This is a genomic window from Helicobacter sp. MIT 14-3879, from assembly GCF_003364125.1.
In genome coordinates this window covers 1-21764 of record NZ_NXLP01000004.1, presented here as the reverse complement: position 1 = coordinate 21764, position 21764 = coordinate 1, and the positions used below count along the sequence as shown (strand labels likewise).

The following is a 21764-nucleotide window of genomic DNA, read 5'->3' as shown; positions in this document are numbered from 1 at the left end:
TTTAAAGTTTTTCTTTGGTTAGATAATAAATTATTGCATTAGAATCCAAAATTTCATTTATTCTAATTGCAAGACTTTTTTCATATACCATAACTTCTCCTTTGCCTATTATTCTATCATTTACAAAAACCTCTACACTCTCTCCTGCAGGTTTTTGTAAATCTATCACAGTGCCTTTTTCAAACTTCAAAATTTCTTCAATGGTTATTTTTGTGCTACCAAGCTCAGAACGAAATGTAATATCCATATCAAGCAATCCAGAATAACTATCCATCATTTCTTGCAAATATTTTGCAAGTTCTATATCTTTTGGATTATGAACTAATCTATCATCTAATATATCATCATTATCTGCCATTTTAAACTACCTCATAAATACTGCATCGCATATTTTTATATTTATAGCTAAGCACATTATTGTAATTCTTAATAACTTTATAACCAATAAATTCTGGAATTCCCAATTTAAAAATACTACCACTATTTTCATATAAAACTTTTGCTTTACCTATTATTAGATTTGCAATTTCTTTTGCAATATCAATTAAAATATCATCATTAGGATTTACAATATCTAAAAAATCTAATGCAAATTTCTCAAGTAATGGCTTATTTATAACAATAATAAAATTTTTATTATCTAAAGTAATCTTTGATGAAAACGCTTTTTTTAAGAGTTTATTATCCTTTTTTAACATAATGCCCATAGACTCTCGTATAGCCTCAATTAACGCATTTTGCAATGTTTTCATTTCAACTCCATTTTATTATCATATTTACAAAAGTCATAAACAAAACATTCTTTACATTCTGGCTTTATAGCCTTACAAATATAGCGACCAAACAAAACAAATCCCTGATGCAAGATAGCACGATTTTGTTTAAAAATCCTATTTAAATCTTTCTCTGTAGATTCTGGATTTGATGCCTTACTTAAGCCAAGCCTGTGAGATACACGAAATACATGTGTATCGACTGCCATTAGATTCTTGCCACAATACTCTAACAAAACAACATTAGCAGTTTTTTGACCAACTCCAGATAACGATTTTAATTCTTCTTGATTTAGTGGTATTTCTCCATTAAATTTATCTACTACTTGCTTTGCCATAGCAATAATATTTTTTGCTTTATTGTTAAAAAAAGAACAACTTTTAATTAACTCTTTTACATCTTTTAGCGATGCTTTAGAGAGGGAATAAACATTAGGATATGACTTAAACAAAGCTGGTGTTATTAGATTTACTCTTTTATCTGTGCATTGTGCTGATAAAATTACACAAATTAAAAGCTCATACAGATTCTTATAATTCAACTCTGTTTTGGCATCTTTATATCGCTCAACAAAAATCTTTTCAATTTGTTTATATCTACATTTTTGTAAGCTTTTCATAATATCATACTTCTATTACACTTCTTTTATAAAAACTTCTTTAGCTTCAGTCGCCCTTAGAGCTATCCTTGTATTATTAGAGAGTATGGCAATAGTACTTTTATCAAGAGATTTTTCTAATAAAGCAGTCTTTGTTCCTTCGCAGATTCCAAGTGCAACCAACCTTTCTCTTAAAACATCATCATTAGTTATAATTTTTGAGATTTGATAACTTTTATTTTGCTTCATATCAACTAAAGTCATTTTTACTCCTTCAAACATAAAAATAAGAATAGTTATTATACAGCTATAAGCTTAAAATATTTTTTAATTTTATAGTTTAACAAAAAGTCCATTTTCAACGCCATATAAACTATTATTATAAATTACTATATTATCATTAACTTCCTCATTAAAATATCTATCTATATTTGGTGCCATGTTATGTAAAAATAAATCTACTCCAAGTGCTGTTGAGTAATTTACCCAATCATATTTCATATCACTTGAAAGTAAATATCCATATTCCAAAAGTTTTTGATTAATTTCACCAATTGAGTTTATTATAAAGATATTATCAGTATTTACACCACGCAAAAGTGATAGAAGTGCAGGATTATAATTAACTTGAGTTGAAAAAATTTTCTGTGGTAGTTTATCTAACATATTAATCTGTGATAAAAGCAATCCCGATATTATAACGCGAGTATTTAAAAATACACTACTTTGTTCAATATTATTCTTTTGTTTCTCTAAACTAGAGCTAAAATTTGTAGCTGCTTTATTATTAACTACCTCATTAATTAACTTTTTATTACCATCATTTATTTGTGAGAGCATGTTACCAAGCAATAAGCCAAGCTGGCTATCATCATTATATGAAATAATTATATTAGAATCTACTTCATTTAATAAACTTTTAATTTGTGCAAAATAATCAATACCACCAAAAATAATATTGCTATCGCTTCTACTACTCATATTTATATTACTCATAGTTGGGATATAAACAGGCATATTTATATTTTCAATAATATCTAAGGTCTCTTTTTTTGATATGATAGCTATCATAAAATTAAAATGTTCTTTTCTCATTTCATTTAAAGCATTACTAATTGAATTTGGATTTTCATCTACACTATCAAAAACCTTGAACTTAAAATCTAAATCTCTTGATAAAAGATAAGCAAGTATAGTATCCGTAGTAGTTGTGGAATATTTACCAATTAATTTTCTAGGTATTAATAATGCTACTTCTAGCTTTTCTCCTAGTAAATCAAATCTAACTTTATAATATATACCAACCTCACTGCTATATTCCATCATTAAATTTTGAAGTTTTTCATCTTGTATATTTCTATCAAATCTAGCAATAAAAGAAAATATCTTTTTATTCTTACTTAAATCAAATAAACAATCCTCATCACAAGATTCTGGATTAACATTTATTATTTCTATCTTTGCTGGAGGGATATTTGAAAAAACATTGCCCTCTGCTAATAATATAAATGGCAGCGACAAAATAAAAATAAATTTGGTTAAATGTGTCATTTACAGCCTTTTAAATATATTTTTGCAATCTTAAAATCTTCCATTGCAGCTTTTTTAAATGATTGATTTTTTAATAAATCACTAATCGAATATGTTACTATAAAATCTCTTTGCTTATCTAATAAATTATTCAAAACTCTTCCCCTTAAATCCTCTAATTTCTCATCACCTCCTATTAAATACTTAGCTGAATCTATCCCAAAAATTATTATTAATTTAGGGTTTAAGTTATCTATTTGCGATTTTAGATACTCCATACAAACTATTGCATGTTCATCTTTAATTTGTAAGTGAGTATTACACTTGATAAGAGATAGTGTATTATAAAATTCTTCTTCAAAAACTCTATTTGAAATATTTGAAATCATCTCAAAACTAGCACTATATTTAACAATTGGCTTTAATGTTATAAAAGTTATTCTAGATTCTGTATTAATACTTCCTATCACTTTATTATTAGCACTCTTTGATAGCTCACAAAGAGAGCAAGAGTGTATAACCTCATCTAAACTTGATTTTCTAAAATTTATTTTATTTGGCTCTCTTATAACAACATTTTGGCAATACACCTCACCGCAAAGCCTCTTTAAGTAAAGTTGTTTTAATAATAATACTTTAGCTAACATAAATTTAGAAAATATAATTTTTATTTTTTATGCAATTAATATAAATTCTATTGTTTGAAGTGGAATCTAAACTATCAATATCTAATAATATTGCACTACTTTTAGTCTTCATATTCTTTTGTTCAGCTCTTTTTAAAACAAGAAAACAATTCTTAAAATCTGAATAATAACTATTTGCAACATAAGACATATCTTTCTTTTTCAACTCTACTAACTCCTCTATATAATTATGGTATCTATTTGTATGGTAATAATATGCTAAATTATTATCAAAGACAATTTTAAAAGATTGTGCTTGTAAGCCTTTATAGATATTTTGAATTAATTTATTATTTAATTTATTTATTTTTACTTCTATTATGCCATTATTTATACTAAACTCACTTTCATTTAATTTATATACAAAATTCTCTTCAAATATGAAATCAAATGCAAATATAAAAATAGGACATAATAAAAACAAAATCTTCAAAAAATGCTTCCTATATAAATTTTGCTATGATTCTAAATAAAATAAAATAAATCTAAAGTAAAGTTATGCAAAAAATAATTATATTAGGCAAACCAAATGTTGGTAAAAGCTCGCTTTTTAACTGCTTTTTAAAACAAAAAGTAGCAATTACTTCAGAAGTTGAAGGAACAACAAGAGATATTAATATGAAACAAATTCAGATTAATGGGATAGACGCAATAATTTGTGATACTGCTGGAATTGTTAAAGAAAACAATGGAATATTTAAAGATATAAAAGAGAAGATTCTTTCATTCATCTCAAAAGAAGATATTGTAATTTATGTTACTGATTCTAGTCTTGGAATACAAGATGATGATATAAGTTTGTTTCATAGATTAAAAAATGCTATTTTGGTAGTTAATAAAACAGATTTAAAAAAAAATGATGATTGGGAATATTCAGCATTTGGCTCTAAAGAAATATTTTTTATTTCAACTGCACATAATAGAGGGTTGAAAGGCTTAAAAGATTATATTGGCTTCCTTTTGGTAAAAAATAACAATGACGATGAATTACTACAATCTTTAGAGCAAAAGAATAAAGAAATAATAAACATAGGGATTATTGGAAGAGTTAATGTTGGCAAAAGCTCACTTTTAAACGCCCTTTTAGATAAAGAACGCTCGCTTGTAAGCGAAATTGAAGGAACCACCATAGACCCCGTGAGTGATGATATAGAGTATAAAGATAAGATATTACATTTTGTTGATACCGCTGGCATTAGGAGACGCTCTAAGATTGAGGGAATTGAAAAATACGCACTAGATAGGACAAAAAAAATTCTAGAATCTAGCAATATAGTTTTGCTTGTGTTAGATTGCTCAAGACCATTTGTAGAATTAGATGAAAAAATTAGCGGACTTAGCGACAAATACAATCTAGGGATAATTATCATCTTAAACAAATGGGATATAAGATATGAAGAATTTTCATTTATTAAAAAAGAAATTTTAAGAAAGTTTGCATACCTAACACATGCTCCAATACTAACAATTAGTGCTGTCAATAAACGGCATATCAATAGTATAAAAGATATGATTTTAAAAGTTTGGGAGAATTTTAACACTAGGATTCCAACATCTATTTTAAATGAGCACATTAAAATAGCAACACAAAGACACCCTCTACCTAGTGATAAGGGAAAAATTATCAAAATTTATTATGCTACACAAATAGATTCTGCCCCTCCAAAGATAATATTGATAATGAATAAGCCAAAATCACTTCATTTTAGCTATAAAAGATACTTAATAAATTATTTGCGTAAAAATTTTAATTTTAGTGGAGTGCCAATATTGATTTTTCCAAAAGCAAAACATAAAGATAATGAAATAAATATTAAAGACAATTTATGATTATATTCATAAGTGGCACTGGAACGGGTATAGGCAAGACTTTTATAAATATTAAAATAAACCAAGCCCTAATAAAAAAAGGATATAAAATTTGCTCTCTAAAACCAATAGAAACAGGGGTAATAAAGCAACCTCAAGATGCAATTCTTCACAAAAAAAATCAAAGCAATAAATTAAAATTAGATGATATTTGCTTTTATACATTCTCTACTCCAAGCTCTCCATTTGTAGCAGATATAAATAATATTATTGATATAAATTTATTAAAACAAAAGGTAAAAAGTTTAGAAAAACAATATGATATTGTGCTAATTGAAGGGGCTGGTGGTCTGTTTGTGCCAATAAAAAAGAATTATTTTTTTATTGATTTAATAAAAGAATTAGAATCTATTTGTTTTTTAATTTGTAGTGATAAATTAGGCTGCATTAATGAAATTCTAGTTCATAGAGAAGCCCTAAAAAATAGAAATATTAAATTTATTAGCATTATTAATTTATTTAATGAAAGTAGCTTTTTAGAAATAAGCTATCCATTTTTAAAAGACTTAGATAATAATTTTATATTTCAAATGCAAGAAAAAGAATTGCTTGATTATATTTTATTACTTAAAAATTAAGTTTGTATATGAAATAATTTTAATCTACTTTGAAACAAATAGGAGCTTTATTACTATGGAAAATACTATTGGAAAGCTAAATAAATACTTTAGAATGAAACGTTATGCTATGTATATTATTACTACAATAGTTATTCTATCAATTCCCTTTATTAAAATAAATGGAAATCAAATTTTTCTATTATCATTTGATAAAAAACAATTGCATTTGCTTGGAATAGTGTTTGATATGCAAGAACTATACATTATGCCATTTTTAGTAATCACGCTTTTTGTTGGAATTTTCCTTTTGACTACACTTGCAGGTAGAGCTTGGTGTGGCTGGGCTTGTCCTCATACAATTTTTAGAGTAATTTATAGGGACATAATTGAAACAAAACTATTAAAACTAAGAAAGTCTATTCAAAATAAGCAAATCAATCCAGATTTAAGTAGCGGAATAAATAAGATTAAAAAAATTATTAGTATCTTTATATGGCTTATAATATCACTTATTGCAGCATCAAACTTCTTATTTTATTTTGTGCCACCTAGTGATTTTTTTACTTATGTATTGGATTATAAAAACCATATGATATTATTTGCATTTTTAGTTGGAATAACTATGTTTCTAACGCTTGAGATTATATTTATTGGAGAAAATTTTTGCATTTATATTTGCCCTTATTGCAGGGTTCAATCTGTTCTCTATGATAATGATACAAAAACCGTTATTTATAATACCAAAAGAGGATCAAATGTATATGATAAAGATGGTAACTTACTTGATAAAAGCCAAATTGATGGTGAATGTATAGCTTGTAATAAATGTGTTAGAGTTTGTCCAACCCATATTGATATTAGAAAAGGACTTCAACTTGAGTGCATAAACTGCCTTGAATGTGCTGATGCTTGTAGTAGCGTAATGGATAAACTAAATAAAAAGACATTAGTTTATTGGAGTAGCACAAATGCAATAAACACTAATAGTAATATTAAATATTTTAGAGGCAAAACCATAGGATATATGATAGTTATTGCTATTGTGCTAGGCATTTCACTTATACTATCACAAAGCAAGTCAAATATGCTATTAAACATAAATAGAACTGCAGAATCCTATAAAATCTTAGATAATGGCGATGTAGAAAATCACTACACAATGCTATTTCAAAATACTGATAATAAACCACATAGCTATTATTTTAGAATATTAGATAATGATAATATACTAATAAAAAAACCAAGTGAATCATTTAACATAAACCCCGGTGAAAAGGTAAGAAAAAGAGTGTTTTTATATACAAATAAGAATCTATATAAAGGGGATAATAAAGATAGTATCATACCAATTAAAATTATGGCTTATTCCACTGATGATATAAATATTAATATTATAAAAGAGAGTATTTTTGTTTATCCAAAAAAATGATATTAAACAAAAATTAAAGGCAAAAAACATAGCTACCTTAATGGAAAAAATTTACAAATTTCCTACACCAAATAATGTATCAATTAAAATTGAAGACATTATTAATATAGATTCTTTATATATTACAAAAGATTTTAAAAATGAATTAAATACATTATTATTATTATTAAAGCCTTGGAGAAAAGGACCTTTTAGCTTTTTTGGAAGCTTTATAGAGAGTGAATGGGATAGCTCTATAAAATACAATATCATTAAAAATCATTTAGACATAAAGAATAAAATAGTAGCAGATATTGGCTGCAATAATGGATACTACATGTTTAGAATGTTATCACTTTCTCCAAAAAAAATAGTTGGATTTGACCCTAGTGCTTTTTGTAAAATGCAATTTGATTTTATTAACCATTTTATAAAAAGTAATATAGAATTTGAGCTCTTAGGGCTTGAGGATTTAATCTTATATGATAGTAAGTTTGATTTTATAATATGTCTTGGGGTTTTGTATCACCGCACTAATCCAATAGATTCTTTAAAGATTCTAAAAAAAGCTCTAAATAAAAATGGAAAGATTCTAATAGACTGCCTAATTATAGAATCTAATGAAGAAATCGCATTAAGTCCTCTAAGATATGCTAAAATGAAAAATGTTTATTTTATCCCTAGCATAAAAACTTTGAAAAATTGGCTAACTCGTGCTGGATTTAAAAACATCACAATAATTACGACTAAAAAAACTGACTTTAATGAGCAAAGAAAAACTCCATGGATAAATGGGGAAAGTTTAGAACATTTTTTAGATAAAAACAATCCCAATAAAACAATAGAAGGATACCCTTCACCAATTCGCATATATATCAAAGGAGAGATATAATGGAAGAAGAACAATATAATTTTGATGATATAAATGAGCTTAAAATCTATAAAAAGATAAATAAAGAATTATGCGGAGAAATAGCAGAGATAGAACCAAACAAGGCTATTGTTAAATTTACTCCTAGTGAAAAAATGATAATTGATGATAGTATGATAATTCACTATGGCTTTGTGTTTTCCTCTGCATCATTTTGTGCAATGGCTGCAGTAAATAAGCCAAACTCTATGATTATTTATTCAGAAGTAAAGTTTCTCTCTCCAATTGAGCTTGGAAATGAGGTTACATTTAAAGCAAATTCCTTACAAAGCGATTTAAAAAAGAGAGAAGTTTTAGTTGAAGGCTTTTTATATAATATAAAAATATTTGATGCAATATTTCATATAGTTGTTTTTGAAAAAAGTATGTTTAAAATTGACTTTAAAAGTATAACTTAGAATCTAGATGGTATCTTGATTTTATTTATCCTAACTAATCTATAAAACCTACTTAATGCAATATTTGGCTTATATGATACCTTGTAGTGAATATGTTTTAGATAGTTTTTTATATCATTTTTATTTATACCTGTATCTATGGAGTATTTATCTAATAAATATTGCGGAATCTTAATATTTTTAATATTAAATGATTTAGAAAGCTTTAAATAAAAATCTTCATATTTATTATAGCAAAGCAATCCAAATACAAATGGAAGTCTATATTTTTTATACCATTCTTCTCCTAAATCTATATACTTTCCACCACTTAACTTATACTTTAGTGCTCTATCACCTATCAATACTTCTCCATTAATACGCAAAATCTTAGATAATGCATTAGAGCTTGCAGATTGATAATCTAACTTATTTTCTTTAGGGATAGCAATCACACTCCAAACTTCACCATAAGAGATTATCCCACTAAGAGTTTTTTTTGACTTCATTCCTGCAATTGATGATATAAATCCTGCATCAATCCTTTTGTATAGAAACTCTATATTTAATTTTGATGGATAATTTCTATTATGATTTAAAAATGCCTTAAAAGCAGAATTGGTTTTATATTTTTTAATAAAAACATCAAATGGAGCTAAATTTAGATAGCTAATCTTTCCAAATTTCATTTTATTCTCTAATAATTTCTATCTTTGAGTTTGCTTTAATTTTATTAAAATATTCATTTAATATTTCATTTTCTTTTACTTGTGCATATTTTTGCATAACATTTGTTCTAATATCTTCAAATGGTAAAACTTCTTTACTACTCTTTTCTTTTATAAAAAATATTATCAAAGTGCTACCTGAATTAAGAACAGGAGTAAACTTTTTTTCTGGAGTTTCTAAAAAGATATTTACTATTTGCTGTGGTAAACTCCTAATATCAATCTCTTCATCTTTAGATTGAATATTAGGATTTAACATCATTGGGTTTTGTAAAAACCTCTGTAAGGCAACATCACTATTAGATGTATAGCTTGTAACCTTAATTTTAGTGGGAATCATAAATTCATTCTTATTATTCTCATAATATTTTCGCAAATCATCCTCACTAGTTAAATTAGTATTTGTTTGTAAAATATTTTGCATTAATTCTCTATTGATAATATGGCTTTTAAGGTCATTTTTATATTTCTCAAAATCAACACCCTGTGATTTTATTGCATTTTCAAAATCATTCCTTGTAAGATTATTGCTTATTGCAATATTGTTTATCTCTTCATTAACCTTATTATCATCAACTTTTATTCCTAATCTCTTTATCTCATTTTCTTTTAGTTTTTCTTGGATTAATATTTCAATTGCTTTATTTTTATCAATTTTTTGCTTTTCTTGTAATTCTTTAATTTCATATAAGGTTATAATATTACCATTTACTTTAATCGCAATTCCATCAATGATATTTGCACTCAATCCATAAATAAACAACAGCAATGCTATAATATTTCTTATCATAAAAATTTCCAAATTTTTATTGGAATTCTAGCTTATTTTATCAAAAAAATTAATTATAGATTCTCTCATTATTTTTGGCGAAGTGATAGAATTAACAATATTCCTATATTCACTAGAATCTTTCATGCCTCTTGCATAATTATGTAGGTTTTTTCTAAACATAATACAACCTCTATCTCCATAAAAACTAACCATATTATCAAAATGTTCTAGCACAATATCTCTTTTTACTAGATTTGGTGGCAAATGCTCTTTATTTTTTAATTGATAGAAAATCCAAGGCTCTCTTAAAGCAGCCCTACCAATCATAAGACCATTTGCATTAGTGATTTTCAATACTTCCTGTGCCTTAGAAAAGGAATCTATATCGCCATTTGCAATTAATGGAATCTTAATATTATGCTTAATTAAAGCAATAGAATTATAATCAATCTTTTCTTTTTTATAAGAATCTACTTTTGTCCTTCCATGAACCACGACAAAATCAGCTCCGCTATCATTTAGTGCATTAGCAAGTTCAATGGGAATTTTCTTATCGAATCCAAGCCTAACTTTTATACTTGTATATGGCTTTTTGGAATTAAGCTTAATTGTATTTACTAACTTTACAAGTAAATTCAAATCTTTTAATAAACCGCTCCCATTTCCGTGCGAGCTTACCTTTGGGGCAGGACAACCACAATTTAAATCAATAATATCTATTCCATCTTCTTCATTTAAAATCTCTACACTTTTTTTAATAACTTCTTCTTTATTGCCAGCTATTTGAACGCTAAATGGAGTTTCTATTGGGCTTTTTTGTATCATTTTTAGAGTTTTTTTAGAATTATAATTTAGTGCATAAGAACTAATCATTTCGCTAACTGTTATATCAACACAAAATTTTTTAATCATACTTCTAAAAGGTAAATCACTCCACCCAGCAAGTGGTGCTAACATTAAGAGGTTATCAAAGATTATTTTTTGCATTTTTAGATTGAAAGAGTTGAATTTGTAATTAAATTTATCGTTACATTATTATTATTTTTATAACTTTCTGCAAATAACTTACAAAATGTAATACGTTTATCAATATTATTTGGAACAAAATACAACTTTCCCTCTTTAGTATCAATATATAAATAATTACCACTACAAACTTGCGGAGATTTAGATGAGTCTAACGTATTACTTAATACTTGCAATCCATTATTAGTAGCTTTCCACCTCTTTTTATCAAGAGATGAAATATCTAGTAGATACTCCCCCCAAGATTTATAACCATTTGGTGGATTCCCACTGGCAACCTCCATATTACCAGCAAAAACAAATGATGGAATAGTTTTTAAAACATTTGATAAATCACTTCTTGCTATCGCTACTTGAGAATCATTTCTAGTAGATGATATCCAAGATAAAGCTAAAGATGCCAATCCACCAAGTATAATAACAACAAATACAAATTCTAATATACTAAAACATTTTCTTTTCATATAAAAACCTCACTATTTAATTAAAAAGCCATAATTGTAACTTTTTTTCAATAAAAGTAAATAGTTTTTAAACAAAAAAATCAACTAAAAAATAGATCTGTAGGATATGATTTACCAACAGATTTTAAATCTAAATATGCCCTTACATTTATAAATTCATAGTTAGGCTGTGTTCTTAATCTACTCTTTACTTCTTCTAACATTTCTAATTCAAGTAAAATATAAAAATAAGCATTTTCTGCAAGATCATCATTATCAGAAAGATATTCAAATAATTTAATCAAATCACTTGGATTGCTATTATTTTTCATACTTTTTGCACAAAATAAATAATCCTCTTTGCTAAACTTTGCATTCTTGCAAATATTAGATAATTCTTGAAGATTAAAATTAACTTTCTTATTAAAATAAGCCTCTATTAGGGCTAATGAAATATCTCTATCATAACTTATAGAATCCTTATATTTCTCAATCTCTTTAGAATCCGCATTATTTAGCAAAGCCATAAATGCAAACTTTTTAAGTTCATAAATATAATTCTTATTTTTTAATATTGGCAATCCATTTTTATAATTCTTAATAATACTATTTTTAATATTCATAGTAAAAATTGTGCTAGTTTGCGGAATATTAAACTTATATACATCAATTTCTTCTCCATTTTGAAGATTCTCATACATTGCAAATAATTTTTTAATATCTTTATTAGTACAATTTGCATAATGGGGCTTTGGCGCAATATCTAGCCCTTCAAAAATACTATCTATTTCCTTAAATAGCTCTGTTTTTAATACTAACTTTTCATCGCTCCTTTCAATTATCCTATTTTTAATTTTTGCAACAAATGTTTTTTTGTCATTCTTTAGGGCTTTACTCTCTAAAAACTTTGAAAGTCTTTCAGAAAACAAAAACACAAGGCTTAATAAAAAAAATACAAAAATTATCATTACTATATAAATTGCCACAGGCATATCGTATGTAATCTCACTAAAAGGAAGTGTGTAAGCAAAACTTACATCAGTTAAATTATACACATAAATTCCAGTTAATATCCCAAGAATCAATATTGCAAGTGGGTAGTATCTAAAAACCATTTGAAAATCCTTTATTTTGTGCTTCATAAACCTCTCTACAAAAAATACAATATCTAGCATAAGGTTTAACTCTAAGTCGCTTTATATCAATTTGTTTATTACACATTTCACATTTTCCATATTTATTTAATTTAATTTTTTCTAATGCTTTATTTATTTCTAACAATTCTTTATTTCCTTTTACTAAAGCATTCTCATCAATCATAGCAATAGACATTACACTTCCTAATTCAGCCTCCTCGCTCGAACTCAAGGTATTCAAAATATCTATGTTATCACTTGTAATTCTAATACTTTTTATAATTTCATATTTTAATAAGTTAAGTTTTTTTTCTAATTCATTAATTTCTCTTTTTCTCATATTGTTTCCTTTTATTCCTTATGATATGGGTGATTATTAATGATGGATAGAATCCTAAAAATTTGTTCGCATAATATTAATGTAACAATATTATGACTAAAAGTTAATTTACTTAATGAAATATTTTTTGTCTTTGACAAAAAATTCTCCTCAAAACCAAATGCACCTCCTATAAAAAAATTAATACTAGATTTATCTTTAATAATATTACTAAATTCATAAGAATCCACTTCATTTCCACTTGGGTGAAGGGCAATATTTAAAGAATCTTTAGATATATACTTTGATAATTCATTACCATATGATATTTTTGCTTGTAAAGGAGAGGTTTTTTGTGCTTTTTGTATATTTGCACTAAATACATCAATCACTTCCAACCTCACTCCAAACTGGCTAACAAGTTTTATATACTCATCAAATTTAGTTGTTTTTTTTGTTATCTGATAGATTCTTATTCTCACTTAATAACATTCCTAATAAATCACTAATTGTTTTTTTTAAATCCTTTCTATGCACTACCATATCAACCAAGCCATGCTCTAACAAAAATTCAGCAGTTTGAAAGCCTTTTGGTAGATTTTCCCCTATGGTTTGTTTTATAACCCTAGCCCCAGCAAAACCTATTGTAGCTCCTGGTTCAGCTATAATAATATCACCTAAAAATGCAAATGAAGCACTAACTCCGCCCAAAGTTGGGTCTGTAAGTATTGATATATAAGGAAGTGAAGCAGAAGAAAGCTTCTCCAATGCCGCACTAGTTTTTGCCATCTGCATTAAAGAAAATGTACTCTCTTGCATTCTAGCACCCCCGCTTGCAGAACAAATTATCAATCCTTGCTTTTTATTTATAGCACGATTAATTGCCCTAACAATTTTCTCACCCTCTACAGAAGCTAAACTCCCCCCCATAAATTCAAAATCAAATATCACAGCTTGGACTGGAATCTTATTAACCTTAGCCTCAATACTAATAGCCGAGCTCTCTCTTCCACCACTTTTTGAGGCATACTCCTCAATCCTTTGTTTATAACTTTTTTTATCTACAAAATTTAGGGGGTCTATTGGAGATAATTTTTTATCTAATTCTTTTATACTACCCTCATCAAAAATTAATTTTATTCTATCATTAGCATTAATTTTAAAATGGTAGTTGCATTTTGGACAAACAGAGTTTTGCAAGATAATTTCTTTATAATACATTGTTGCATTACATAAATTGCATTTTATCCATTGTGTTTGAATTTCTTGGGTTTTTTCTTTTTTATCTGCCTCATTTTTTTTATTACTCTTAAAAATGTTTAAAGCCATATATTTCCCCTAAAATAAAAGTTTTGCAATATTATCAAATAAGTTCTTATCTTTACTTATAAGAGCTAATTTTTTATTTTCGATTTTATATAAATTCTTAGATATTAAATAACCAGCTTCCAAATCATATTTACGCTTTTTTCCACAAAAAAGAACAAAGCTGACATTATACACTAAACCTAAAGATAACGCTAAAGCCCCTAAAGAACGGAATTTAATATTACTAGAGGCTAAAAGGCTACATATATTGGGATTTGAATATGCACCCTCAAAGATTCCACATTTTGAAGTATTTAGTGCTATAAGCTCCTTAAATTCACTAAAATCCTGTGCTAAAGTTCCACAAAAATTTTTATTTTCACTATGCACTATTGCATTAAGATTGCAAAAATTCATAATAATCCCAATATCTAAGCTAGGAATTGCAATACTTGCACCATAATATGGTATATTTGATAAAAAATTATCACTTCCATCAAGTGGGTCAATTATAATAGTATGTTGTCTATTATTATCAATAAACCCACTTTCTTCAGAATCTATATTGCCAAATTCACTTAAACTCTCAATGAATATTTGCTCACTTATTAAATCTGCACCTATGCTTATGTCTCCACCTGCACCTAAAGTATGCTTTATATATAAATCTTTATTTGTATTATTTAGCTCTAATGCTATTTTTAGTCCCGCATCTAAGGCTTTATTTATAAATTCTTTCAATAAATTCTCCAAAAAAGTTTTAAAAATGAATTATAATTTTTAAATCTAATTTAAAAATTAAGCAAATGGAGAATCTTTGAAAGGCTATATAAGTAATATCATAAAATTAAAAAATGAAGATATTATTGTAAAAATTATAACTAAAAATAAATTTCTAAGTTTATATAGATTTTATGGGATTAGACATAGTATTATCAACATTGGCAGAAAAATTGATTTTGAGATAGATTATAGTGGAGTTTTTATGCCTCGCCTCCGATCCATAGCACAACTTAGCTTTGAATGGGAGAGAGATTATAATAAACTATATTATTTCCAAACCTTTATCAAGACACTAAATAAACACTTACAAGATACTCAAGATATACCCAGCTTTTATTTTGAATTATTAAATGAAGCTACAATAAAGATAAATAAACAAGCTCCAAATAGAGTTTTAATCAATCTATATTCAAAATTATTAGAAAATGAAGGGAGAAAGATTCTACATAAAAAATGTTTTATTTGTAATAACCCACTTGGTGGTGAAATACTTATTGCTAGGGGGTTTTTGGGGGCACATAAAAATTGTATTATTAGCGAATGCCTTTTAGATAGAGATAAATTTTTTGATTTTTTAAAAAATAATAAAAGTATTTTTCTAAATGACATTGAAGTAGAATCCTTATTTAATATTATGATTGAGGGGTTATAAACTATAACTTAATAAATAAATTCTTAGTAAATTACAAAATATAAAATATTAAGGTAGCCATGAAAAATCATTATTATTTCTAATTTAACTTACTTTTTTGTAGTTTTAGGAGACATTGTTGAATGTTTTTTTTGGTAAGTGTTCTAAAATATAATAATAGATTTTCTTAAATTTTCATAGGAGTGGGCATATATTTCTTTTATAATGTTTGCTTTAAAAAAGGCTAAAGCAAAGCATTGAAAATGCTATATTGAGGCATTGGCGTAGCTTGAGTAGCATTAGATGAAATGTTTGTTTTTGACAAAAAATTTTTTCTTTAATTTAAAATTATTTTTTATAAATAAGGAAAATGTGATAAAAACCGCACAAAATCCTTCTTAAAATATTATATAATGGGCTTAATTTTTAAATTGTATAAGATTCTCTCATTAGCTTTTATTATGAAAAATATCAAGTAAATAATTTTAAAATCATTACAAAAAAGCAAATATATAGCTAGTATATCTCCTAGTGTTAATCAATATAATTTAGATAAAAATTATGTTGAATTATAATAAAATTAAATATTATAATTGTATGTCAAAAAAGGAGAGAGAAATGGAATTTAAACCAACAAAAGAATACATAGCAAAGCTACTTGGAAATGAGGGAATAAGATTTATAATTCCTGAATATCAAAGACCATATCGCTGGGAAAAAGATCAGTGTGAAACATTGTGGAATGATATTATAGAGGTTTTTGAGAGTGAAAATGAAGAATATTTTTTGGGCTCTATCGTTACTTACAGGGATAATAATGATGAACTATCAATTATAGATGGACAACAAAGAATCACTACTTTTATTTTAATTTTTAGGGCATTTTATGAGTGTTTTGAGAGTGAAAATGATAAGGGAGATTTTCCAAAAGATTTCGGGAAGTGTATTTGGGATTATGAAAGGGATAAAGGTTTGCTTTATGAAAAAACACATCTAAAAAGTCAAGTAGCAATAGAATCTGATTTAGATAATTTAGAGAAAATTTTAAGCAAAACAATTAATAATGAAAAACTCAATAATAATTCCTTTTATGTTAAGAATTACTTTTTCTTTTATGAAAAACTTAAAGAGTTTAAGACAAATCATTCAATGAGTTGGGGGAAATTTTGTAATTTTATTTTGGGAAACAAGCTTTTTGTTTTATTAGTAATTTGTGATAGTCAAGAGTCTGCAATGATTATTTTTAATACCCTAAATTCGCGTGGTTTGCCTCTTTTAAATTCTGATATTTTAAAAGGGCATATCTACAGATACAAGAAAAATAATCAAGGGGATAGTCACCAATTCACGCAGGATTGGCAATATTTAGAAACACTCATAGAATACAATAAAGAAATTGAAGGTGTAGATTTCTTTTTCTTGCAATATATGCACATAATAAGAGCAGTAAAGGGTGATTATGATACTACTAAATTAAGTATGTTAAGCTTTTTTACCAAAAAAGATAGAAAGAAAAAATATTATGGTGCATTAGATGATTGGCTTTATAAAGATGGGACTATACCATTTATTATAAATTTGGCAAAGTTTTGGACAAGCTACAAAGATTTTTTAAGCGATATATCTTGTCGCTATATGAATGTTTTAAATCTATTTCAAAACGCGAGTTGGAAATCTTTTGTAAGTTGTTTAGTTTATAAAAATAGAGAATATTTCGAAAATGATGATTTTGACAAAGTAAATTTTAGCAAGGATTTTGATAAATATTTGGTAGAATTAATAAAATATATGACTTTGCTATTTTTGAACAATAATGCAACAACAAGTATAAGTAATGAGATTGTCTTCAAACTCAATGTAAATGTATTACAAAAGAAAGATTTATCTACAAATTTTACACAAAAGTATGAATTTCCAAAATTTGAAGATTTCAAAGAATTTTGTATTTCTTATCCAAGAAAAATGAAATATCTTTTGTATCTTTATGCTTTTATTTATAGTGATTTTAAAGATGATATAATAGAAGCTTCAAAGTTACAAATTGAACATATTTTACCGCAAAAATGGCAGTATAAGTGCAATGACTGGACAGAGAAATTGCACAAAAAATATTTAGAAGAAATTGGTAATAAAATCCTACTTGATTCTAAAACAAATAGCAAATGTAGTGATAATTTTTTTGCATATAAACAAAGAATCTACAGCAAAAAAGGTGATAATTCATTAAAGGAAATCAAAGATTTAGGCAGCAGAGAAAAGCATATTTGGCTAAAAGAAGACATAGAAGCAAGAAATAAAGAGATTTATAGGAGATTAAAAGCGTTTTTTGATAAAAACTCATAACTATAAATAAAATAAAAAATCTTAATCTTATCCTAATAGCAACAATATGGTATATTAAATATTAATCATTAATTTACTTAATTACTTTATTATTTTAAAAAAGGGGTGATTTAACTTAAGGTTGTAGATAATTTTAGGATAAATGTTAGTATTAAAAATTACTTAATCTTAGGTAGATAGCTTATAAAGTTTATGCGTAAGTAATTTTACTAAAATCAAAGGAAAAGGGAGGAGTGATTTAACTTCGCATTCATTACCATTACACTAGCATTTACTAACACCTAGCGATTATTACTAACAGCCAGCAATTACTATTTCACTACTAATCTCTAGCATTCACCACCAACCATTACCATTACACTAGCATTTACTAACAGCCAGCAATTACTATTTCACTATCATTACACTAGCATTCATATTGAAAGTCTAATCGCACTAGCTTTTTTCCATTAGGCAGGGGATTGTCTCTTTGTGCTATCAGTTTATATTTTGCACTCTCTAAAGCCTCAATCAAGCCTTTTTCCTCTATGCTATGATGCACTCTATCAAGCTTGGCAAATGTAGGCATATAGGGAGATTGAGAGATAAAGCCCCCATTAGCATTGCTTTGAATAACACAAGAAACATATCTAGCCTGTGTTTGCCTAAGCACCCTTTGAAAGCACTCATAGCCAATGTATTCAATGAGTAAGTTTGCAATCAATAATTCGCTTTTAGGGAGCTTATTTGCCTCCTTAATGAGATTGCAACGCACACAACATAGTGCTGAAATATCCCCATACCTTTGCTCAACTGCCCTTAGATAGCTTTCATTAATATCAACGCCATATACTTTTTGAAAATTATGCTTATAAATATGCTCTAAACCATTGCCACCAGCAATACCCAAAATCATCACAGAACTAGCAGGATAGGTATCAAACTGCTCTTTCATCATTTGATTGAGATTCTGCAACTGCCTCACAGAATCTAATCGCATATGATTTTCGTAATCAGATAGGGGGATATGCTCCCAAGGATTTGTCATTATCTTGCTTCCTTTTCTTAATAGATTCTAAGTTGATAGACTCTATGCTTATAGATTTTAGCTTATGCTATGCGATTTAACACTTACTGAATCTTAGATTCTTAAACTTTGCTACTCTATTTTTTATTCTTAAACTTTTGCTCTCAAGCCTTACACTCTACTATTCTTTAAGTCTTAATTCTAGCCTATTTTAAGCTCTAAAGCTTTTTAATGCAATTATTGTATATTATAAACTAGCAGCTATTGCGTGGCACGAATCTTGTTCTAAAGCTCTTTAAATGTCATTACTCAAAATATCAAGCAATGAAACACGCAAGTAATTAAGCATATAGTAATTAAGCATAAGTAATTAAGCATAAAAGAATAGTAATAAAAATATCAAAATTACAAAACTTCTTAAAACTTCACTAAATAGCAATGCTAATTTAGGGCTTTAGGTAGCAATATCTAGGGTTTCAAGTAGCAGTAATTTATGACTATAAGTAGTGGGTCTTAAGGCTTGAAATGGCAATAATTGGTTTTAAAGCAATATTCAGGCTTTAAGGTATAGGATAAGGCTATTTTATGCTAAAAACTCTATCATTATTTAATTTTTAATAACACATTGCTAAACATATCTTTAACAAACCTCTCTTTGTCGCCCTACCCTACTACCTTAAATAACTGCCAAAATTATATTGAAATATAATATAAATAGTTAAAGAAAACTGCCTAACTACCAATCTTTCCTTTCTTTCATCAGCATAAAATACCCAACCTGTTTTTAAGAACCTCTATAATAAAGATTGATAGGGCAATTTGCTCATTTTATTCTTGTTTAATAGACAAAAACTTACATATAATTAAGTTGCTTCAAATAATAAAATTCATAGTTATATCCTATTAAATACTAGCTAAATACTTAGTGCTTATATTTTTATCCTTTATTATTTTTAAATATCTGGATACAACAATCTTGTTTTTTCGTTATTTTTTGACCATAACATTTCTTACCTCCATTATTTTCCCAACCCATAAAAGCAAAAGGAATTTCCTCATATTCACATTGATATTGCTTAGAAATAGCTCATTTTTCCCTCTATTAAGGTAGATTTGCCTCTTTTGGAGTGTTAGAATCTAGCTCTTTAAAGAATTTGTCTGTGGAGAATAAGGATATGGGTATGCCCTTTTTTAATTTCTAGCTTAAATCTCTATGCTTTGTTGTTTCTAAAAATGTATGTAATCTAATCTCTTGTGATTTCTAGCAATAAAGTCAATGAAAAGTGCTTTTTGATAAGCAATAATCTAAAAGGATTTGTCTTTATATCAAAGAAAATAAATTCGATACCATTATGAGTGTAAGAGAGACTGCAATGATAAAATATCACTTTATAGACTAGAGATACTTCGGCTAAAGCCTTTAGTGATGAAAAGTGTAAATTTAAGCTTAGAATCTAAGTCAAGTTTGAGGATTCAGAGATATTTCGCTTTCGCTCAACAAGACAAACTAGATTGTCATTCTGAACTTTGCTTGCAAAGTGAAGAATCTCAAAACAAGCTTATAGTTTATTGTTATTTTAAGGCTTTAAGCCTCAATTTACCTTGTCATTCTGAACCTGCTTTAGCAGGTGAAGAATCTCTCATTGATTCTAAGAGATGTTTTACTTTCCCTCAACACGACAAGGGGGGGGTTGTCATTCTGAAACTTTGCGTAGCACGATTGAATAATCTAGCAACTTTGTCATTCTGAAGCTTTAAGCGTAGTGAAAGTGAAGAATCTCCTAAAGATTCTCATACAAATATTTCGCTAACACCAAACAAGACAACTGCTCTTGTCATTCTGAAGTCTTGCGTAGCAAGGCTGAAGAATCTCTTATTGTAGAATCTTAGATTCTTCGCCTAAAGGCTTAAGAATGACAATGAAAAATCCATTAATATCCTCAACGCTTTAACCCAATCCTGTCATTCATAAGCCCTTAGCAAAGAAACTAAAATATAGTTGTCAAATTTTAACTAAATTAACATCAATAATAGTGTCATTACTTTGTCATTCTGAACTTTGCAAAGCAAAGTGAAGAATCCATAGAATCCTCCTACTAGATTCTAAAAAAGACTAAAGAATCTTAAAGCTTTAATAAAATTTTCAAATTAGGCTAAGTATAGAATCTTAAAAGATTCTATTAGAGAGACTGCAGTGATAAAATATCACTTTATAGAATAGAGATACTTCGGGCTTCACCCAAAGTAATGACAAAAAAAAGGAATCTTAGTATGATTAAGGGGAAAGTAGGCTCACAATGACAAATAAGAATCCTTGTCATTCTGAATTTGAGCGTAGCGAAAGTGAATAGTCTCTTATGTAGAATCTTTAAGATACTTCAGCTAAAGCCTTTAGTAATGACAAGGTAGCACATTACAAAGAGGACATAAGGATTCCTGTCATTCTTAAAGCTTTGTGTAGCACGACTGAAGAATCTAGCAATTCTTGTCATTACTAAATAATATACTCTTTACTTCTGTCATTCTTAGGCTTTAA

The 21764-nt window shown here is 27.1% G+C and carries 25 protein-coding genes; 8 read left to right on the top strand and 17 right to left on the bottom strand.

Features of this window, described 5'->3' with window-relative positions; all coding sequences use genetic code 11:
* Position 1: 1 nt before the first annotated feature.
* The 7 genes from fliN to CQA44_RS04005 form a co-directional block, all read right to left on the bottom strand.
* The gene (gene fliN, locus CQA44_RS04035) at positions 2-358 is read right to left on the bottom strand and encodes a flagellar motor switch protein FliN (RefSeq protein ID WP_115546010.1); all 357 of its coding nucleotides are present in this window, start codon (positions 356-358) and stop codon (positions 2-4) included.
* 1 nt (position 359) lies between these two features.
* Entirely contained in the window at positions 360-752 is a 393-nt protein-coding gene (locus CQA44_RS04030; RefSeq protein WP_115546009.1) for a hypothetical protein, read from the bottom strand.
* Positions 749-1393, bottom strand: coding sequence for an endonuclease III (gene nth / locus CQA44_RS04025; protein ID WP_115546008.1), 645 nt, complete (start codon positions 1391-1393; stop codon positions 749-751). Before nth ends, CQA44_RS04030 begins: the two co-directional genes overlap by 4 nt.
* A 15-nt stretch (positions 1394-1408) precedes the next feature.
* Positions 1409-1636 (bottom strand): FeoA family protein, encoded by a 228-nt coding sequence (locus tag CQA44_RS04020; RefSeq protein ID WP_181881772.1) that lies wholly within the window; start codon positions 1634-1636, stop codon positions 1409-1411.
* Between the two features lie 69 nt (positions 1637-1705).
* Positions 1706-2923 (bottom strand): hypothetical protein, encoded by a 1218-nt coding sequence (locus CQA44_RS04015; RefSeq protein WP_115546006.1) that lies wholly within the window; start codon positions 2921-2923, stop codon positions 1706-1708.
* Positions 2920-3492, bottom strand: a complete 573-nt coding sequence (locus CQA44_RS04010) for a uracil-DNA glycosylase family protein (protein WP_181881771.1) — start codon at positions 3490-3492, stop codon at positions 2920-2922. The genes CQA44_RS04015 and CQA44_RS04010 overlap by 4 nt, the downstream gene beginning before the upstream one ends.
* 61 nt (positions 3493-3553) lie before the next feature.
* On the bottom strand, positions 3554-4021 hold the full coding sequence (locus CQA44_RS04005) for a hypothetical protein (protein WP_115546004.1): 468 nt from the start codon (positions 4019-4021) through the stop codon (positions 3554-3556).
* Positions 4022-4086: 65 nt separating this feature from the next.
* Here CQA44_RS04005 and der point away from each other — a divergent pair, with 65 nt between their 5' ends.
* Genes der through CQA44_RS03980 form a run of 5 tightly spaced genes read left to right on the top strand, consistent with a single transcriptional unit; the run spans position 4087 to position 8754 of the window.
* Positions 4087-5418 (top strand): ribosome biogenesis GTPase Der, encoded by a 1332-nt coding sequence (gene der, locus CQA44_RS04000; RefSeq protein WP_115546003.1) that lies wholly within the window; start codon positions 4087-4089, stop codon positions 5416-5418.
* Positions 5415-6035, top strand: a complete 621-nt coding sequence (bioD, locus tag CQA44_RS03995; protein ID WP_115546002.1) for a dethiobiotin synthase — start codon at positions 5415-5417, stop codon at positions 6033-6035. Before der ends, bioD begins: the two co-directional genes overlap by 4 nt.
* 55 nt (positions 6036-6090) lie before the next feature.
* The gene (gene ccoG, locus CQA44_RS03990) at positions 6091-7446 is read left to right on the top strand and encodes a cytochrome c oxidase accessory protein CcoG (RefSeq protein WP_115546112.1); all 1356 of its coding nucleotides are present in this window, start codon (positions 6091-6093) and stop codon (positions 7444-7446) included.
* On the top strand, positions 7433-8317 hold the full coding sequence (gene cmoB / locus CQA44_RS03985) for a tRNA 5-methoxyuridine(34)/uridine 5-oxyacetic acid(34) synthase CmoB (protein WP_115546111.1): 885 nt from the start codon (positions 7433-7435) through the stop codon (positions 8315-8317). The genes ccoG and cmoB overlap by 14 nt, the downstream gene beginning before the upstream one ends.
* The gene (locus CQA44_RS03980) at positions 8317-8754 is read left to right on the top strand and encodes a PaaI family thioesterase (protein WP_115546001.1); all 438 of its coding nucleotides are present in this window, start codon (positions 8317-8319) and stop codon (positions 8752-8754) included. The genes cmoB and CQA44_RS03980 overlap by 1 nt, the downstream gene beginning before the upstream one ends.
* Here the strand turns inward: CQA44_RS03980 and CQA44_RS03975 are convergent.
* The 9 genes from CQA44_RS03975 to CQA44_RS03935 form a co-directional block, all read right to left on the bottom strand.
* Positions 8751-9422 carry an MqnA/MqnD/SBP family protein gene (locus CQA44_RS03975; protein WP_115546000.1) on the bottom strand — a complete coding sequence of 224 codons (672 nt, stop codon included), beginning with the start codon at positions 9420-9422 and terminating at the stop codon, positions 8751-8753. The genes CQA44_RS03980 and CQA44_RS03975 overlap by 4 nt on opposite strands.
* Position 9423: 1 nt before the next feature.
* Positions 9424-10251: a peptidylprolyl isomerase gene (locus CQA44_RS03970; RefSeq protein WP_115545999.1), complete on the bottom strand. Its 828-nt coding sequence runs from the start codon at positions 10249-10251 to the stop codon at positions 9424-9426.
* Between the two features lie 27 nt (positions 10252-10278).
* Entirely contained in the window at positions 10279-11220 is a 942-nt protein-coding gene (locus tag CQA44_RS03965) for a tRNA-dihydrouridine synthase (RefSeq protein WP_115545998.1), read from the bottom strand.
* Positions 11221-11222: 2 nt separating this feature from the next.
* The gene (locus CQA44_RS03960; RefSeq protein ID WP_115545997.1) at positions 11223-11723 is read right to left on the bottom strand and encodes a hypothetical protein; all 501 of its coding nucleotides are present in this window, start codon (positions 11721-11723) and stop codon (positions 11223-11225) included.
* 80 nt (positions 11724-11803) lie between these two features.
* Complete coding sequence (locus tag CQA44_RS03955) at positions 11804-12817, bottom strand: hypothetical protein (protein WP_115545996.1); 1014 nt, start codon at positions 12815-12817, stop codon at positions 11804-11806.
* Entirely contained in the window at positions 12807-13178 is a 372-nt protein-coding gene (locus CQA44_RS03950) for a TraR/DksA C4-type zinc finger protein (protein ID WP_115545995.1), read from the bottom strand. The genes CQA44_RS03955 and CQA44_RS03950 overlap by 11 nt, the downstream gene beginning before the upstream one ends.
* A gap of 11 nt (positions 13179-13189) precedes the next feature.
* A complete protein-coding gene (locus tag CQA44_RS03945; RefSeq protein ID WP_115545994.1) occupies positions 13190-13639 on the bottom strand; it encodes a 23S rRNA (pseudouridine(1915)-N(3))-methyltransferase RlmH in 450 nt (149 codons plus the stop codon).
* On the bottom strand, positions 13599-14486 hold the full coding sequence (gene accD, locus CQA44_RS03940) for an acetyl-CoA carboxylase, carboxyltransferase subunit beta (protein ID WP_115545993.1): 888 nt from the start codon (positions 14484-14486) through the stop codon (positions 13599-13601). Before accD ends, CQA44_RS03945 begins: the two co-directional genes overlap by 41 nt.
* A gap of 9 nt (positions 14487-14495) precedes the next feature.
* A complete protein-coding gene (locus CQA44_RS03935) occupies positions 14496-15206 on the bottom strand; it encodes an inositol monophosphatase family protein (protein ID WP_181881770.1) in 711 nt (236 codons plus the stop codon).
* Between the two features lie 76 nt (positions 15207-15282).
* Between CQA44_RS03935 and recO the strand changes: the two genes are divergently transcribed.
* Positions 15283-15900, top strand: coding sequence for a recombination protein RecO (gene recO / locus CQA44_RS03930; RefSeq protein ID WP_115545991.1), 618 nt, complete (start codon positions 15283-15285; stop codon positions 15898-15900).
* A 597-nt stretch (positions 15901-16497) separates the two neighbouring features.
* Positions 16498-18222, top strand: a complete 1725-nt coding sequence (locus CQA44_RS03925; protein ID WP_115545990.1) for a DUF262 domain-containing protein — start codon at positions 16498-16500, stop codon at positions 18220-18222.
* Positions 18223-18628: 406 nt separating this feature from the next.
* On the opposite strand, the gene CQA44_RS03920 is transcribed toward CQA44_RS03925, so the two are convergent.
* Entirely contained in the window at positions 18629-19249 is a 621-nt protein-coding gene (locus CQA44_RS03920) for a methyltransferase type 11 (protein WP_115545989.1), read from the bottom strand.
* Between the two features lie 1405 nt (positions 19250-20654).
* On the opposite strand from CQA44_RS03920, the gene CQA44_RS03915 reads away from it, so the two are divergent.
* Positions 20655-20978 (top strand): hypothetical protein, encoded by a 324-nt coding sequence (locus tag CQA44_RS03915; RefSeq protein ID WP_115545988.1) that lies wholly within the window; start codon positions 20655-20657, stop codon positions 20976-20978.
* Positions 20979-21764: the final 786 nt, after the last annotated feature.

What these genes read in the sequence shown, in the direction of transcription:
- fliN (WP_115546010.1), bottom strand. Translation starts at nt 358, where the DNA reads ATGGCAGATAATGATGATATATTAGATGATAGATTAGTTCATAATCCA.
- CQA44_RS04030 (WP_115546009.1), bottom strand. Translation starts at nt 752, where the DNA reads ATGAAAACATTGCAAAATGCGTTAATTGAGGCTATACGAGAGTCTATG.
- nth (WP_115546008.1), bottom strand. Translation starts at nt 1,393, where the DNA reads ATGAAAAGCTTACAAAAATGTAGATATAAACAAATTGAAAAGATTTTT.
- CQA44_RS04020 (WP_181881772.1), bottom strand. Translation starts at nt 1,636, where the DNA reads ATGACTTTAGTTGATATGAAGCAAAATAAAAGTTATCAAATCTCAAAA.
- CQA44_RS04015 (WP_115546006.1), bottom strand. Translation starts at nt 2,923, where the DNA reads ATGACACATTTAACCAAATTTATTTTTATTTTGTCGCTGCCATTTATA.
- der (WP_115546003.1), top strand. Translation starts at nt 4,087, where the DNA reads ATGCAAAAAATAATTATATTAGGCAAACCAAATGTTGGTAAAAGCTCG.
- bioD (WP_115546002.1), top strand. Translation starts at nt 5,415, where the DNA reads ATGATTATATTCATAAGTGGCACTGGAACGGGTATAGGCAAGACTTTT.
- ccoG (WP_115546112.1), top strand. Translation starts at nt 6,091, where the DNA reads ATGGAAAATACTATTGGAAAGCTAAATAAATACTTTAGAATGAAACGT.
- CQA44_RS03980 (WP_115546001.1), top strand. Translation starts at nt 8,317, where the DNA reads ATGGAAGAAGAACAATATAATTTTGATGATATAAATGAGCTTAAAATC.
- CQA44_RS03975 (WP_115546000.1), bottom strand. Translation starts at nt 9,422, where the DNA reads ATGAAATTTGGAAAGATTAGCTATCTAAATTTAGCTCCATTTGATGTT.
- CQA44_RS03970 (WP_115545999.1), bottom strand. Translation starts at nt 10,251, where the DNA reads ATGATAAGAAATATTATAGCATTGCTGTTGTTTATTTATGGATTGAGT.
- CQA44_RS03965 (WP_115545998.1), bottom strand. Translation starts at nt 11,220, where the DNA reads ATGCAAAAAATAATCTTTGATAACCTCTTAATGTTAGCACCACTTGCT.
- CQA44_RS03960 (WP_115545997.1), bottom strand. Translation starts at nt 11,723, where the DNA reads ATGAAAAGAAAATGTTTTAGTATATTAGAATTTGTATTTGTTGTTATT.
- CQA44_RS03955 (WP_115545996.1), bottom strand. Translation starts at nt 12,817, where the DNA reads ATGGTTTTTAGATACTACCCACTTGCAATATTGATTCTTGGGATATTA.
- CQA44_RS03950 (WP_115545995.1), bottom strand. Translation starts at nt 13,178, where the DNA reads ATGAGAAAAAGAGAAATTAATGAATTAGAAAAAAAACTTAACTTATTA.
- accD (WP_115545993.1), bottom strand. Translation starts at nt 14,486, where the DNA reads ATGGCTTTAAACATTTTTAAGAGTAATAAAAAAAATGAGGCAGATAAA.
- CQA44_RS03925 (WP_115545990.1), top strand. Translation starts at nt 16,498, where the DNA reads ATGGAATTTAAACCAACAAAAGAATACATAGCAAAGCTACTTGGAAAT.
- CQA44_RS03920 (WP_115545989.1), bottom strand. Translation starts at nt 19,249, where the DNA reads ATGACAAATCCTTGGGAGCATATCCCCCTATCTGATTACGAAAATCAT.
- CQA44_RS03915 (WP_115545988.1), top strand. Translation starts at nt 20,655, where the DNA reads ATGAAAAGTGTAAATTTAAGCTTAGAATCTAAGTCAAGTTTGAGGATT.